The sequence below is a fragment of the Yersinia thracica genome (assembly GCF_902170565.1).
In the GTDB taxonomy this organism is placed as follows: domain Bacteria; phylum Pseudomonadota; class Gammaproteobacteria; order Enterobacterales; family Enterobacteriaceae; genus Yersinia; species Yersinia thracica.
The window spans coordinates 168376-182823 of the sequence record NZ_CABHXX010000030.1 but is presented as its reverse complement, the minus strand read 5'-3'; the positions used below and the strand labels follow the sequence as shown (position 1 = coordinate 182823).

Below are 14448 nucleotides of genomic sequence, written 5' to 3'. Positions count from 1 at the left end.
TAAACCGCTTGCCGGTGTGAAGCCATTAGTAGGGCGGTTAACCCGCCCTTAATTATTTCTACTGATAATATCCACGTATGGAGTCTTTCTATTTTCGCTGTATCAGGCTAAATTTTTCTCAACGAAAGACCAATTCACTAATGCCCAGAAGTTCTCCAGATATTTTGGTCGCGCATTACGATAATCAATATAATAAGCGTGCTCCCACACATCGACCGTCAGCAGTGGTTTATCCGCAGTCGTCAGCGGTGTTGCCGCATTTGAGGTACTGACAATCGCCAGTGTTCCATCTGCTTTTTTAACCAGCCACGTCCAACCTGCGCCAAAGTTTTTCACTGCCACATCAGTAAACTGTGCTTTAAATTCAGCGAAAGAACCAAAGGATTGATTAATGGCATCGGCGACTTTGCCAGTAGGTTCGCCGCCACCATTAGGTGACAAACAGTGCCAGTAAAAGGTGTGGTTCCAGACTTGGGCCGCATTATTAAAGACACCGCCACTGGAGGTTTTAATAATCTCTTCCAAGGATTTACCCGCAAACTCAGTATCCTTAATCAGATTATTGAGGTTGACCACATAAGTGTTATGGTGCTTGCCGTAATGGTACTCCAGCGTTTCAGCAGAAATGTGCGGTTCCAGTGCATTTTGTGCATAAGGTAATGCCGGTAATTCAAAAGACATCGCTCTCTCCTTTCGGGGTTACTCAGGGTGTTTGCTCCTCAAATCCGATCTTTCGCAGTGGCTAAGATAGGGTGAGGGGCGGTTAAAATCGTAATTGTTGTATTTTTGTTGTGGGTATTAATCTTAACAACTTTTAACAAAAATGACAGATATAACCATATTGTTTGATGGGTTATTGCGTAAAAACTATGCACTGATGTTATGGGATTGTGGGGCCGATGATTGGGTTATTGACACCCGATAGCGCTACCGGGTGTGTGGCTCGATATTAGTGAATAGATTTTAATTAGCGAATAGTTTTGGGTGTTACAACGCGGCGCGCGCCAACATAATGATCCTGCCAGTAGTCATTATCTAGCATGCTAATGCGAATTTCTTCACCTGTACGCGGCGACTGAATAAATTTGCCGTTGCCTAAATAAACACCGACATGATCAGCAACACCACGATTGGCTATATTAAAGAAGACTAAATCACCACTTTCTAATTCAGCGCGCTTAACCGGTGCAGCATCACGTAAATGATACATTTCATTAGCCGTACGCGGCATTTTTATTCTGATGACATCTTTATAGGCGTAATAAATAAGCCCGCTGCAATCAAAACCTGTATTAGGGGAGGTGCCGCCCCAGCGATAAGGTTTACCGACTTGTTTCATCAGCTTGCTCATCGCAGTCTGTTTGGCGTGCTGATAGCGCTTTTTATGTGCCGGGCTGAGCTTTGTTTTATTATTCGCGGCTAATTCGGCATCCGCCTTACCTTGGGCTTTATTTCGGTGGCGGCCATAAGCGACTTTCTCTGTTTTACTCACCGCCGCTTTTTTATTGGCTGCAGTTTTAATCTGAGGTTTTTTAGTTGCAATTGTTTTACTCGGGATTTTTTTACTGCTGCTTGATTTTTTTTCGGTAGTTTTACTGACTTGCTGTGTTTTCTTCTTAATGACTTTGCTGGCAGTAGCCGGCGTTTTCTTTTTATCGTTATTGGCGATTGTTTTATTTGTGACGTTTTTACTGGCGGTTTTATCGCTGGTCACTTTGGTTTTTTTAGTTGTTTTATCGGCTTTGCGTTTTTTACGGTCATCAGGGCTGGCCTGACTGATTTGGCCTTTCTTTTGCTCAGCCGAGACGTGAGCCTGCGGCGAAGCATGCGCAAGGTTTAGAAATAGCTGGGTAAACAGCAGCACAAACAGCGTAAGAATTAAACGCATAATAACGCTACCAACCTTGGCCCTGAAATGAATACGAAGAGTCACAGTATTGCTGAAACTCAGGATATAAAAAAGCAGAGAGCGACAGGATTTGAGTCGATATTGTGAGAAAACATTAATGGCGTCGCAATCGTCGCTTTTTTACCCGGCAAACGGCCTTAAATCAACCATATGTCAACGGGTTAGCTGCCCGGTACTTCTGGTATCCCACGATGAAGATAATAATGAAGTCATGGGATCAAAAATGTTATTCTGAATGCACATATTTGTAGCTGACAATATAACCATTTGCTGACAGAGTAAAGCCCCTGCAAAAGATGGCGTTTTATTCCAGTAGTGACAGTCGCTACAATAGACAGGACGCAATAATAAAATAGCCCTAATGGTTAGGTTCTAAGTATTGTAGCCACGAAATGGCTTGAGGAAGCAAGAAATGACGACGATTGATAAAATTCAGCGCCAGATAGCAGAAAACCCCATCCTGCTTTACATGAAAGGCTCGCCTAAACTGCCAAACTGCGGTTTCTCGGCTCAGGCGGTACAGGCGCTATCCGCGTGTGGCGAACGTTTTGCTTATGTTGATATTTTGCAAAATCCTGACATCCGTGCTGAGTTGCCCAAATATGCTAACTGGCCAACATTCCCCCAGCTTTGGGTTGATGGCGAATTGGTCGGCGGTTGTGACATTCTGATGGAAATGTATCAGCGTGGCGAACTGCAACAACTGCTGAAAGAAACGGCAGATAAATACCGTACTGAAGAAGAGAAACCTACAGCAGAGTAATATGCTGGTAGGTCAGTATAAAAAACAAAAGGTGGCTTGCAGGCCACCTTTTTTAATGGGTCAATTTCTATTTTTGCTGGAACCCTATGACTCGGATTCGCCCGCAGGTACCGGCCAGCCACCGAGTTTCTTCCAACGATTGACTAACTCACAGAATAATTTTGCCGTTTGCATTGTATCGTACAAGGCCGAGTGTGCCTGGCTGCTATCAAACGGAATACCTGCCGTCAGGCAAGCTTTTGCCAATACGGTTTGCCCCAGAACCAACCCACTGAGCGCAGCGGTATCGAAGGTGGCAAAGGGGTGGAACGGGTTGCGCTTCAAGCTAGCGCGTTCAGCCGCCGCCATCACAAAGCTGTGATCAAAATGGGCATTATGCGCGACGATAATGGCACGGTTGCAGCCTTTGTCTTTCAATCCCTTACGAACGGCTTTGAAAATGGAGTGTAAAGCATCATGCTCACTGACCGCACCCCGCAATGGATTGGTGGGGTCTATCCCATTAAATGCCAGTGCTTCAGGTTGCAGATTGGCACCCTCGAACGGCTCTACATGAAAATGGAGCGTTTCATCAGGCAGCAGCCAGCCATCCTTGTTCATTTGCAAGGTGACGGCGGCAATTTCGAGTAATGCGTCGGTTTGAGCATTAAAACCGGCGGTTTCCACATCAATTACTACGGGGTAATACCCACGAAAACGGCCATTCAGGGCGTTAAGGTCAATTTTATCTGCCATCAGTTTCTTATCTTCAACGAATTCAGCACGCATTATGTCAAATTTTGGCGTGGGATGCAGGGGGATATCGCGATGAGAAAAAAGGCACCTTGCCGGTGCCCTCTGGTTAATCAGTTTCCGAGGCCGTGTCCAGCGCTCTTATTCTCGATTAACTCGATTTTGTAACCGTCGGGATCTTCGACAAAAGCAATAATTGTATTACCGCCTTTTACCGGGCCAGCTTCGCGGGTCACTTTGCCCTCAGCCTGACGAATTTGATCGCAGGTGGCGGCAACATCATCCACCCCTAGCGCCAGGTGACCAAATGCAGTCCCCATTTCGTAGCTATCTACCCCCCAGTTATAAGTCAGCTCAATGACTGAGCCTTCGCTCTCATCACTATAGCCGACGAATGCCAGCGAGTATTTATACTCGGTATTTTCGCTAGTACGCAGCAAACGCATTCCTAATACCTTGGTGTAGAAATCGATGGAACGTTGTAAGTCACCAACGCGGATCATGGTATGGAGTAAGCGCTTCATAATACCTCTTTATAATCAACGGTTTAATATTTAAAAATCATTATAAATCAAAACTAAGTTCTCATCATATAGGAATATTATCCCACTCACTACCTTGACTAACCGGATTCGGTGACATCTCCGGTGACCTAATGTTGGTCATATGCAGTTTATGAAATAAAGCCCTTATGGAGGCTCAATCAAAGGATACGTACCTCGTTTCATCAGAGAGCTAGAGGGGGTTGAGTCAGGCTACAATATCGAGAATTATTATGACATGAAATACTGGCTCGCTGAGAAAGGATGAAAGGCTGGTTGGTTGTGCCATGACCGAAGTTGGGATAATAGTAAACGGGATAATCAACCCGCTTGGCGAACGCCTGAATGACGTATCGGTACAGTTCCTGTTCTTTCTGATCAGCATTTATTTCATAGAACTGGCCAAAAATGACGGCTTTCGGGCGAAAATTCTTACTGTATTCAAGTTGATGTAGCGTTCTATCGAGCTGCTTATAAGTCACATTAGTGTCTTCCAAGAGCATTATCTTATTAGAAAATTTTTTTTCATATCGGGTGGAAAACAGAGATTGAACCAGGGTTAAATTGCCACCATTCAAGATACCACGACTTCCCTCAAAGGCCCTGAGGTTCATGGGTTCTATTCCGGAGTATGTCACGCCGCCGTTAATTGTTTGAAATATCTCATTTATACTGCTGTATTTACTGATTTCTTCCGCTTTATTCAGTTCATACATTTCTTGGTTATAGGAGGCCAAAATACCGTGAATACTGGGCCAATTTATATCATTATTGATATAGTGGTGGATGACTGTAACATCGCTGAATCCAATAAGTATTTTGGGTAAAGACGCTGAGATTTTCTTTCTATTGGCATATAGATACGGGTAGAGATTTAGTGCGCCAGAACCTCCTTTGACAAACCATAAATATTTCACATTATTATCTGTTAGTGCCTTAATCAGTGTTTCTGCCCGAATTTTATCGGTGTTGACATAACCTAATGGGGTGGGGTTCTGATCAAGATAAGTTGTATCAATAGCATATCCTTCTTGGCCAAACGTTTTTCTAATCTGAGCGATAATACTTTCATCGTATTGAGATGAGCTTGCTATGAGATAAATTTTAGGTTTTGCAGCGAAATGAGTTTTTTTTTGTGAGTGATGATCTGGAATAGGGATGTCAGGAATAGTGGCAGGTATTATTGATGCAGTTGCTCGAGATGTTACGCTCGCGAGCATTAATAATTTAATAATAAATGAACGACTCATCAGCTCCTCCATGATTGACTGTCATTATATAAAATGGCTCTACTGGTCAACGCTGCTCCTAACAAACGCTGCTCCTAACAAACGCTGCTCCTAACAAACGCTGCTCCTAACAAACGCTGAACGTGGGTAGGGTTAGCGCCAAGACCCTGATGTCACGGGCTGTATTGTATAATGCAGAGTCCAGTAGCAAATCCAACCATTAAATCCGTTTATCGCCCGATAGTTTTTATCATCAATATAAGACATAAAAACTTTTTCATATTGAGGCGGGTCTTCTTAACTAACTACCACTATATATGTCAATAAATCGTATACAAAGCTCGCATTAGTGCTATTTGCGCCGTTTTTTTTGATTTATCGCATAGCGGCTAAAAACAAAAAAGCCAGTTAGAGATTCATTCTAACTGGCTGTTATTTAATGATTTAAATTAAGGAAGAATTATAAGGTCGGATAGTCGGTATAGCCCTTAGCCGCGCCGCCGTAGAAAGTTTCGCCGTCGGGTTCATTCAGTGGCGCATTTTGTTGCAAGCGTTCAACCAGATCCGGGTTGGCAATATAGCTGCGGCCAAAGGCGACGGCATCAATAAATCCTTTCTCAATCAGGTTTTCAGCTTTTTCTGCCGTATAAGCACCGGCACCGACAATCACACCTTTGAAACGAGCGCGCACAGCATCTCGGAATGCATCCGAATAAGGTTTACCACCGGCCCAGTCTGGCTCAGAAATATGCAGAAACGCGATATTGCGTTTGTTTAATTCTTCCACCAGATACAGCGCCGCTTCTTCCTGATCTTCACCATTATCCAGACCATTGAACGGCCCCAACGGTGAAATACGGATACCAATATGTTCAGCGCCCCATTCAGCCGCAGTGGCATCAACCACTTCCAACGTCAGGCGAGTACGGTTTTCAATGCTACCACCGTATTGGTCGGTACGCTGATTTGATGCCGGAGACATAAATTGATGCAATAAATAGCCGTGGGCCGCATGTAATTCGATATAGTCAAACCCCGCTTCACGAGCATTGGCTGTCGCCTGGCGGAAATCATTAATGATGCCTGGGATTTCTTCCGTTTCCAACGCCCGCGGGGTAGAGCAGGGAACACGAACCCAAGCTCCGGATTCATCACGGATTGTCGTGCGAGTATCTGCGGCAATAGCTGAAGGCGCGACAGGGGCTTGTTGTCCCGGCTGTAAACTGTTGTGCGAAATACGGCCGACATGCCATAACTGTACGGCAATATGTCCGCCGTCATCATGAACGGCTTGGGTGATTTTTTTCCATGCGTTTAACTGTTCTTGTGTGTGTAACCCCGGAGCCCCGGCATAGCCTTTCGCCTGGAAAGAAATCTGTGTTGCTTCAGTGATAATCAACCCCGCACTGGCGCGTTGGCGATAATACTCAGCCATCAATGGTGTTGGAATATCACCTGGCTCAATACTGCGCAAGCGCGTCAGTGGGGCCATAAATACACGGTTCGGCAAAGTGAGCGCGCCAACCTTCAAAGGGGAGAACAGTTTAGCAGTCTTCATGGTGCATCCTATATTAATAGACCAGTCGACTAGTGACTGGGTAAATCCTGAAAGTAAAAAAAGAGCAAACTCAGGATCATTGGATTATTGGGCTGGTTGTAAAATCAGTTCGATACTTTCTAGCGCACAAGTCAGCGGCGTGACGGAGCGTTTCACCTTGGCTCGCAGCGACGCGCCCAGCCATAAGGCATAGAGCGTTTCTGCGGTCGCAGCAGGGGAAAGCATGATGCGCAAAGAGCCTTCTTCAATACCGGCTTCGATGGCATCTTGCAATCGACCAATGACGCGAGCGGTGCCGATATCTAGCGCGTGGCGCATAGGTTCGGATAAATCACTCACTTCGGCTGATAGTTTAACCGCCAGACAAGCATTGTGGCATTCACTGCCACAATAGTTAGCAATAGATTGAGCAAAATAGTGCAGCAGATGGTGACGTTTATCACCTTGTGAACCCGTCAATAGGTTTTCCATCGCAGCGTCATAGCGATCAAAATAGCGCTGTAGCATCGCCTCACCAAACACTTCCTTCGAGCGGAAATAGTGATAAAACGACCCTTTCGGGATACCCGCAGTGGTGAGCAACTGACTGAGACCCATGCCATTAAAGCCGAGGCGCAGGCTGAGACTCTCACCGGTTGCTAACAGATGTTCACGGGTGTCTACATGTGCGTGCTGTGTTTTGTTCATGCTTAAAAGATTAATAGACCGATCGGTCTAGGTCAAGAAAAAAATGCCAGCAGAGGAGACGCTGGCACTCAGTTGGCTATTTATTGGGGCATTTTACCGATTAATCTTAACTTCGGCACTTCTGTAGTAAATCCATTCCAGGTTGATATTCAGTAGTTTGAACATTCATCATCCCCAAGAGAGTGTGGAAGAGATTGTCTTGTGAAACTTCATCATGTTGGGCGCTATCTGATAAACACTGGCGGTTAATGCCATAGTTTTTTGTATATTCAGGAGATAACCACATTAATAAAGGTATGTGTGTTTGCTGGCTGGGGGCGAACATATAGGGCGTGCCGTGTAGATACAGGCCGTTTTCACCCAATGACTCGCCGTGGTCAGAGAGATAGACCAGCGCGGTATTAAACTTATCATGATGCTGTTGCAGCAATTTAATGGTGCTGTCCAGCATTGCATCAGTATAAAGAATGGAATTGTCGTAGGTATTCACCAATTCCTGGGAGGTACAATCCTGAATTTGGTTGCTATCACAGGTTGGCGAAAACTGACGGATCTCGGGTGAAGAGCGGCGGTAATAAGCCGGGCCATGACTGCCCATTTGGTGCAATACAATCACCGTATCGCCTTGTAGCCCATTGATATAATTATCTAATTTGTAGAGCAAGGTATTATCCAAACAGACACCATTCTCACAATCAGCAGTGAGTTGTAACTGGGTTACGTCTTGATGGGGGATGCGGTCGCAAGCGCCTTTACAGCCGCCGTCATTTTCGCGCCACAACAGATTTAACCCGGCGTGAGCAAGAATATCCATCAAGCCCTGCTGGTGGCTGGCCAGTGCGGCATCATAATTTTTACGTGACATATTGGAGAACATGCAGGGCACCGAAACCGCAGTTTCAGTCCCGCATGACGATGCGTTTTTGAAATAGGTCACACCTTGTTTTTGCAAGCGCGGGTTGGTTTCTCGCCCATAGCCACCCAAGGAAAAATTCTCTGCTCTGGCAGTTTCACCCACCACTAAAATGACCAAGGTTTTCTTTTGTTGCCCGCTAATTAAAGGGCCTTTATGAGCATCTTCGCCTATCGTCACTAGCGCCATATTACCGGCGAAATATTTATGTTTGGCGAACTGAACACTGCCGCTGACAAAATTGCTCGGTGTCAGCATCTTAACGATGCTTTTATTATTTCGGATAAGCGAGGCGTAATCTTTATAAAACAGTGTTGCAACGAGCATGATAATGACAGTTGATAGCAGGATATTGGCCGCTCGCAGCCCCAGCATATACCACCAAGGGCGCGTTGCGTGGATGCGCACCAGGCAGACCAGAGTGGCGGGGAAAATACCTAATATTAACAGCCACAAAGCCATGCGCGGTGTGAAAAGGGCGGTAGCTTCTTGGGCATTGGTTTCAAAAGCATTTTGCAGCATATTGGCGTCGATAACGGCACCATAACTGAACATAAAATAGTTGGCGACCGCCCCCCCGAGCAGAAACAGAATAATAATGGGTTTGCGCAACACGGGCACGGCTAACAGGCTGAAAATAATATTAAGGGCGCAGAAAATGACCACCGGTATAGTGGCGGCAAAGAAATAACTGTCACTGCTGTCAAAGTGAATGAGCGACCAGGCTTTATCAATAAACAGTGCATTCTGGAAGAGAGTAAAAAACAGAGCATTGGCTAAAATAAAAACCAAACCGTTACACTGTAACTTGTATCGAGCATTCATTGTGAAAATAAGACCCTACAGTTCACTAATTGACAGAATGCTATCGAATAAAACTTAAGATAACCTTAGTGGTTAGGGCGCTGTGTGGGGAATGATTAACAATAAGACTTGCCACTCGCCGCGAAGCAGTCTTCAATTAAGAAGTCAGCAGCAGGAGGCGATTTGGCTCAGCAACTTGAGTTTTTTGACATCCCCAGCCCGTGCCGCGGTATCTGCCAAACAGATGACCGTGGCTTTTGTCGTGGGTGTATGCGCAGCCGGGATGAGCGCTTTAATTGGATAAAAATGAGTGACCCGCAAAAGCGGGATGTCCTGCGGTTGTGTCGTCAACGACTGTTGCGTTTGCAGCGGGTCAACAAACAGCTGGATGATCCTTTACCAGAACAACCTTCATTATTCTGATGCGCCATTATTTTCCTTAATGTTTAGCGATTATGGCGGTTTCGTTGATCAGCCCCAATTCATTGCCCAGGGAGGATTTAACCTTTCTGCTGGTTGTGTATGCTTATGGGCAGATAAACAAATGAGGTAGCTAATAATGGATACACGTAGCCAACTGGCTCCGCTCGGGCCTGAATTTTCTCGCATGATTTGCGGTTATTGGCGGCTGATGGAATGGGACATGACACCGGCGCAATTGTTGACTTTTATCGAGCAACATATTGAATTGGGCATCACCACTGCGGATCATGCTGATATTTACGGCGGTTATCAGTGCGAACAGGCATTTGGGCAAGCATTACGTCTTAAACCCTCGCTACGCAGCCAACTGGAATTAGTCAGCAAATGTGGCATCGCCACCACCGCTAAACCAGAACACGCTTTGGGACATTATATTACTGATCGTTCTCATATCATTGAAAGTGCAGAACAATCTTTGACGCATCTGCATACAGACTATCTTGATTTGTTGCTGATTCATCGCCCAGATCCATTGATGGATGCTGATGAAGTTGCTGAGGCATTCACTCAATTACACCAAAGCGGCAAAGTAAAACATTTTGGCGTTTCAAACTTTTCGCCTGCGCAATTCAGCTTACTGCAATCACGGTTGCCATTCTCATTGGTCACGAATCAGGTAGAAATTTCACCGCTGCATCAGCCAGCGATTGTGGACGGGACACTTGATGCTTGCCAACAGTTGCGTATTAAGCCCATGGCATGGTCTTGTTTGGGCGGTGGTCGCCTGTTTAGTGACCCTGAGTTCCAAACATTGCGTAATGAATTGCAGACAGTCGCGGACGAAATAGGCGCTGAAAGTATTGAGCAAGTGGTTTATGCCTGGGTGCTACGTTTGCCTTCTGCGCCATTACCGATTATTGGTTCTGGCAAGATAGAGCGGGTTAAATCCGCATGGGCGTCACTCTCTCTTACGATGACGCGCCAGCAATGGTTCCGTATTCGCCGTGCTGCGCTGGGTTATGACGTGCCTTAAGTGAGTTCTCTGCGCCAGCGAGCCTCAGGCTGGCGCAATTTTATTTTTTTTCTCTTCGGCACCCTTTTCCTCGCCCGGCACCGCCAACTGCAGTTGAGTCAGCGAGCAATACAATCGCCAGATAAGCCCGGCCAACTCTCGGCCAGAGGCATCCGGGTATTGTCCTAAAATTGCACTCATGCGCTGTAATTCCTGCAACGTGGCTTGCAGAGAAGTCGGCTGAACACCTTTTTCGGTCATGCAGCCTTTCAAACAGTGAATACACTCATCCCGCACCGCGGATAAAGGGGCTGACGTGGTTTGCCAATCACGCAACTGCCAGACCACATGGCTGCAATTGAGCAGCACCATGCCCCAGCGGAGCAGCCACAAGCGCGCCTGTTGGTCTTTGCTGAGATTGAGCTGATTAATGCGGTGATATATCAGTGATTCAAACTGATTCTGGCTTTGTTGCGGATGGCTGCTGAGTTGGTCGATAAAATCACGCCGTAACATACGAATAATCCGCCGACTCTTGCGTTTATCGGAGCTGGGGCGCAGTAGCTGAAATGCCACGCCCGCCAACATCACGCCCACTAGCTTGCCAAGATTATCATTCAGAAATTCTTGGTAATCATAGCTGGGTGGGTTGGTCACACTCAGAAACGACCCCATAAAAACAATCAATTGCCCCCACAGGGCGGTATAAGCCGGATGCTGAAGTTTCATCATTTGCATGGTGATTAAAATCGGGAATAACAGCACGGCAAATTGCCAAAAAACATCAATTTGCACCATCACGCCAAACTTCAGAATAAAGCAGCTGATAGAGAGCAAAACAATGGCTTTCAGGAGCGTGGCAATACTTTCCGTCGGTGAGGGAGTGGCGGAGTAGAGCACGCAACTCACCGCCGCCAATGCCAGCGCGGCACTGCCTGAACTCCACTGAGTATGTATCCAGAATGCACAGCCGATAACAATGCAAACAAAGGTTCTCAGACCATTATAGGCGGCCTCATAAGTATCGGTATGGCGGGCTAGAGAGGTCACTGGAGGCGGTGACACCATGCCGGATTCAGGTTCTTTATCCAGTTGCGCCAGCCAGCGATTAACCTGCAAATAGAGCCAACAAAAGTGCCGCAATCTTAACCAGAAAGCCCGATGGCGATAATCAAACTCATCATGAGGAGCAATTTTTTGCAGGATCCTGCCTATTTGGTATTTATCACAGCCCGGTTGCTGCAAGGCCGCTAACAATTGCGCGAGCACGGCTGGCAGATTCTCTGGCGGCGATGGCCAGTTAACGAGCATGCGGCGCAAACTGGTAATCACACTGGTGATGCGTAGCTGGCGATGCAGAATAAAATTCAATACATTATTTTGCCGCCGCCAGCGGTAATGACTCCAAAATGCCTGAATGCGCAGTAGATTCATGGTGAGGATTTGCCCAATCACCCCCTCATGTGAAGTGCGAATTTGTGGTGCTTGCTCGGTTTGCCACAATAATTCTGCGTGTTCCAGCAAGCGGGATTGCATACGGCGCAATGATGTCAGCAGTGCTTCGCCATCTGAAGTGCTGGGGAGCAGCATCATCATCAGACCGCCGCAGAGAATGCCGGTAATGACCTCACAGACTCGGGCTTGGGCGATATCAAAGATTTGCTGTGTGTCAGTGGTATTGACGGTAGAAAAAGCGATGATCGCGGTGGTGTAGCCGGCTAAAGCAAAAGCATAGGAAACGTTATTTTGATAGTGATTTGAGACAAAAGTACAGAGGCCAATCCAGGCGGCAATCACAAAGGTAAACAGCCAGGGGTCATTTAGGCAATGGCCGGCAATCATCAATGATGCCGCAGCACCCATCAGGCTGCCGATAACCCGCCCGATACTCTTGCTGATGACGCCCCCGATGGTCGGGAAACTGACCACCGCCGCGGAGGTCATCGCCCAGTAGGGCTCATCTAGATTCAGCGTAAACGCAATCCACAGGGATAAACACATGGCCAGCGAATTACGCAGTGCGTAACGCCACTGACCCGCATTAGCCTTACCCCAAGGCGTTTGCTGCCATGAGGGGAGAGTGAGGCGCATGGCTTAATCCACCAGCGAAATGGTGCAGGTGGTGCCAGCAATCAATGTGACATCAGCGGGGACATCCAACAATTTAATCCTCACCGGAACCCGCTGTGCCAGCCGTACCCAGGGCACATTCGGTTTCACATCCACCAATAAATTACCGCCGGTATCGACACTTTGGTCATAAATGGCGCGACCAATACTTTCCACCACCCCCTGTAAAGGAATGTTGCCATTATACAAAACTATATTGGCTTTATTACCTTCGCTAATGTGCCTTAGTTTGGTTTCTTCGAAATAGCCCATCACATAGAATGAATCAGTATCGATTAGCGCGACTAATGGAGTGCCGGTAGTGGCATAGTCACCTACGCGGGTTTGTAAGTTGGTGATGTACCCGTTGGTTGGGGCATAAATGTTGGTTTTGCTGAGGTTCCACTTCGCTTGTTCGAGGTTTGCCAGCGCGCCTTGATAGGCCGCTTTCATGCTGTCCGCGGTTAAATTGGCGATATCAAGATCTTCACCTGAAATGATGTTTTTAGGTAAGTTTCGGCGACGTTCGGCTTCATGATTGGCTTTGGCTAATTCAGCCTGAGCACGCACTACGGCGGCTTGAGCATTATCCAGAGCCAATTGATAGGGTTGTGGGTCAATCACAAATAATAAGCTACCCGAGCTTACTAACTGGTTATCATGAACTAATATTTTAACCAATCGGCCAGAGACTTCTGGTGTGATACTGACTAATTCTGCCCGGACTTTACCATCGCGAGTCCAGGGGGATTGCATATAATAATTCCACATCCACCAACCGGCACAGAGTGCGAGGGCGAACACGATGACCGAAGAGAAATATTTAAGAGAGGGATGATTCATATCAATTTACCAACTGGCTAATATCCATAAAGAAACGCTGACTGCAATGACAAAAATGGACAGATCCATTAATATTGGATGCCAGATATCACCAGAGTAGATCCAATTCCGCAGCACATGATGGATCAATAGCCATAGCACCAAACCTAGTATAACTGCCTTGAATATTGGTGGAAAATAGATAGACGCACCTAATACCAAATCTGATAAGGGTGCCTTTGCGGATAATATTGATACATACATAAGGTTAATCCTTAAGTGGTAATTTAAGTAAATTCATAAATATTTTTAAAGGATTTTCCGTATTTATTGCTATTGTCCTAGCATCGACGGTATATATACATTTGTGTTTTTAATGTTAATTACTCAAAATAGACTGGACTCTGGTAGTTATGCTAGCACGCTAAATAAAAGGAGGGGCAATTGGAATCGACATTAGGATCTGATTTAGCACGATTAGTTCGCGTTTGGCGCGCGCTGATCGACCATCGGTTAAAGCCGTTGGAACTGACCCAAACGCATTGGGTTACCTTGCATAACATTAATCGTTTACCACCTGAGCAATCACAGATTCAACTGGCAAAAGCGATTGGTATCGAACAACCATCATTAGTTAGAACCTTAGATCAACTGGAGGAGAAAGGTCTAATTACACGCCATACTTGTGCAAATGATCGGCGTGCAAAGAGGATAAAACTGACGGAACAGTCTTCACCGATAATAGAGCAGGTTGATGGCGTCATATGTTCCACCCGCAAAGAAATTCTTGGGGGGATATCAGCAGATGAAGTTGAAGTATTATCTGGCTTGATTGATAAGCTCGAGAGAAACATTATTCAATTACAAAGTAAGTAAAATAAAGCGTTACGACTCTATTCACAGCAGAAAGAAAATTTTTAGCCGTAAAAATAAGCCAGAGATCGT

At 46.1% G+C, this 14448-nt stretch carries 15 protein-coding genes; 4 read left to right on the top strand and 11 right to left on the bottom strand.

Features of this window, described 5'->3' with window-relative positions; all coding sequences use genetic code 11:
• Window positions 1-102 precede the first annotated feature (102 nt).
• Window positions 103-681 carry a superoxide dismutase [Fe] gene (gene sodB, locus FTA91_RS04360; protein WP_050115344.1) on the bottom strand — a complete coding sequence of 193 codons (579 nt, stop codon included), beginning with the start codon at window positions 679-681 and terminating at the stop codon, window positions 103-105.
• A 286-nt stretch (window positions 682-967) separates the two neighbouring features.
• Window positions 968-1888 carry a C40 family peptidase gene (locus FTA91_RS04355; protein WP_145582987.1) on the bottom strand — a complete coding sequence of 307 codons (921 nt, stop codon included), beginning with the start codon at window positions 1886-1888 and terminating at the stop codon, window positions 968-970.
• Between the two features lie 433 nt (window positions 1889-2321).
• Here FTA91_RS04355 and FTA91_RS04350 point away from each other — a divergent pair, with 433 nt between their 5' ends.
• A complete protein-coding gene (locus FTA91_RS04350; RefSeq protein WP_050115348.1) occupies window positions 2322-2672 on the top strand; it encodes a Grx4 family monothiol glutaredoxin in 351 nt (116 codons plus the stop codon).
• A gap of 84 nt (window positions 2673-2756) precedes the next feature.
• Here FTA91_RS04350 and rnt read toward each other — a convergent pair whose 3' ends face one another.
• From rnt to eptA, 6 genes are all read right to left on the bottom strand, one after another.
• Entirely contained in the window at window positions 2757-3407 is a 651-nt protein-coding gene (gene rnt / locus FTA91_RS04345; RefSeq protein WP_145583000.1) for a ribonuclease T, read from the bottom strand.
• Between the two features lie 110 nt (window positions 3408-3517).
• Window positions 3518-3928, bottom strand: a complete 411-nt coding sequence (gene gloA, locus FTA91_RS04340) for a lactoylglutathione lyase (protein ID WP_072082673.1) — start codon at window positions 3926-3928, stop codon at window positions 3518-3520.
• 203 nt (window positions 3929-4131) lie between these two features.
• Window positions 4132-5196, bottom strand: coding sequence for an LD-carboxypeptidase (locus FTA91_RS04335; RefSeq protein WP_235896824.1), 1065 nt, complete (start codon window positions 5194-5196; stop codon window positions 4132-4134).
• 439 nt (window positions 5197-5635) lie between these two features.
• Entirely contained in the window at window positions 5636-6733 is a 1098-nt protein-coding gene (nemA, locus tag FTA91_RS04330) for an alkene reductase (protein ID WP_050115353.1), read from the bottom strand.
• 84 nt (window positions 6734-6817) lie between these two features.
• The gene (locus FTA91_RS04325; RefSeq protein WP_050115354.1) at window positions 6818-7420 is read right to left on the bottom strand and encodes a TetR/AcrR family transcriptional regulator; all 603 of its coding nucleotides are present in this window, start codon (window positions 7418-7420) and stop codon (window positions 6818-6820) included.
• Between the two features lie 106 nt (window positions 7421-7526).
• Entirely contained in the window at window positions 7527-9158 is a 1632-nt protein-coding gene (eptA, locus tag FTA91_RS04320; protein ID WP_050115355.1) for a phosphoethanolamine transferase EptA, read from the bottom strand.
• A gap of 162 nt (window positions 9159-9320) precedes the next feature.
• On the opposite strand from eptA, the gene FTA91_RS04315 reads away from it, so the two are divergent.
• Window positions 9321-9560 carry a DUF1289 domain-containing protein gene (locus tag FTA91_RS04315; protein WP_050115356.1) on the top strand — a complete coding sequence of 80 codons (240 nt, stop codon included), beginning with the start codon at window positions 9321-9323 and terminating at the stop codon, window positions 9558-9560.
• Window positions 9561-9696: 136 nt separating this feature from the next.
• Window positions 9697-10593, top strand: a complete 897-nt coding sequence (locus tag FTA91_RS04310; RefSeq protein WP_050115357.1) for an aldo/keto reductase — start codon at window positions 9697-9699, stop codon at window positions 10591-10593.
• Between the two features lie 24 nt (window positions 10594-10617).
• Here the strand turns inward: FTA91_RS04310 and FTA91_RS04305 are convergent, their stop codons facing one another.
• From FTA91_RS04305 to FTA91_RS04295, 3 genes are read right to left on the bottom strand one after another with little or no spacing between them, the layout of a single operon-like run.
• Entirely contained in the window at window positions 10618-12663 is a 2046-nt protein-coding gene (locus FTA91_RS04305; RefSeq protein ID WP_145535991.1) for an FUSC family protein, read from the bottom strand.
• 3 nt (window positions 12664-12666) lie between these two features.
• On the bottom strand, window positions 12667-13524 hold the full coding sequence (locus tag FTA91_RS04300; RefSeq protein ID WP_050115361.1) for an efflux RND transporter periplasmic adaptor subunit: 858 nt from the start codon (window positions 13522-13524) through the stop codon (window positions 12667-12669).
• A 6-nt stretch (window positions 13525-13530) separates the two neighbouring features.
• On the bottom strand, window positions 13531-13767 hold the full coding sequence (locus FTA91_RS04295; protein ID WP_032819688.1) for a DUF1656 domain-containing protein: 237 nt from the start codon (window positions 13765-13767) through the stop codon (window positions 13531-13533).
• A 180-nt stretch (window positions 13768-13947) separates the two neighbouring features.
• Between FTA91_RS04295 and rovA the strand changes: the two genes are divergently transcribed.
• Window positions 13948-14379 carry a virulence master transcriptional regulator RovA gene (rovA, locus tag FTA91_RS04290; RefSeq protein ID WP_049561969.1) on the top strand — a complete coding sequence of 144 codons (432 nt, stop codon included), beginning with the start codon at window positions 13948-13950 and terminating at the stop codon, window positions 14377-14379.
• Window positions 14380-14448 lie beyond the last annotated feature (69 nt).